At 66.5% G+C, this 1,133-nt stretch carries 1 protein-coding gene; it reads right to left on the reverse strand.

Features of this window, described 5'->3' with window-relative positions; translation table 11 throughout:
* A complete protein-coding gene (locus tag QSK21_RS35840; protein WP_285702210.1) occupies positions 1-1,086 on the reverse strand; it encodes an IS630 family transposase in 1,086 nt (361 codons plus the stop codon).
* Positions 1,087-1,133 lie beyond the last annotated feature (47 nt).

The following is a 1,133-nucleotide window of genomic DNA, read 5'->3' on the forward strand; positions in this document are numbered from 1 at the left end:
CTAGTGTTGTGAGTCGTTAATTCGTTGGCAGTATGCGGCGAGGGTTTCGAGGATTTCGTCGGCGGGTTTGGTCCACACGTACGGCTTGGGGTCCTTGTTCCACTCGTTGACCCAGCCGCGGACGTCGCGTTCCAGTTCGACAACGCTGCGGTGGGCCGAGCGGCGCAGTTTGCGGTTGGTGAGTTCGGCGAACCAGCGCTCGACCAGGTTGAGCCAGGACGAGCTGGTCGGGGTGAAGTGCAGGTGGAACCGGGGATGGCGGATCAGCCACTTCTTCACGGCCTCGGTCTTGTGGGTGGCGTAGTTGTCCAGCACCAGGTGCAGGTCCAGGTCCTTGGGCACGGCGGCGTCGATCAGCTTGAGGAAGCGCAGGAACTCCTGGTGGCGGTGCCGCCGGTAGTGCTGGGCGATCACCGATCCCGAGGACAGGTCGAGTGCGGCGAACAGGCTGGTGGTGCCGTGCCGTATGTAGTCGTGGGTCATGCGGGCCGGTGTGGTCGGCATGATCGGCAGGATCGGGGCCGTCCGGTCGATCGCCTGCATCTGGCTCTTCTCGTCCACTGCCAGGACCAGGGCGTTCTCCGGCGGGTCCAGGTACAGACCCACCACGTCGCGGACCTTGTCGACGAACTGCGGATCGGTGGACAGCTTCCAGGTCTGCACGGTGTGCGGCTTGAGACCGAACGCCCGCCAGATCCGTGAGATCGCCGACTGCGACATCCCCGTCGCCGCCGCCATCGACCGTGTCGACCAGTGCGTGTCGGCACCGGGGGCCTCCTCCAGTGTCGCGGTGACCACCCGCTCGACCTGCTCATCGGTGATCTGCCGCGGCCGGCCCGGGCGCGGCTCGTCGGTCAGGCCGTCCAGCCGATCGGACAGGAACCGCGCCCGCCACTTCGACACGGTGTTGCGCGAGGTCCCCACCTGGTCGGCGACCCGCGCGATCGTGCCGCCCTCGGCGCACAACAGCACGATCCGCGCCCGCAACGCCAACGCCTGCGAGGTCTTGCGGCGGCGCACCCACCCGGTCAGCACCGACCGTTCCTCCTCGGACAACACCACCGGTTCCAGCTTCGGGCTCGGCATCCCCACAGCCTACCGGCTAACAAAGAACTATTGACTCAGAACACTAG

This window comes from Actinomadura sp. NBRC 104412 (assembly GCF_030269515.1).
Taxonomy (GTDB): Bacteria; Actinomycetota; Actinomycetes; order Streptosporangiales; family Streptosporangiaceae; genus Spirillospora.

Coding starts and splice junctions, on each gene's coding strand:
- QSK21_RS35840 (WP_285702210.1), bottom strand. CDS start 1,086: ATGCCGAGCCCGAAGCTGGAACCGGTGGTGTTGTCCGAGGAGGAACGG.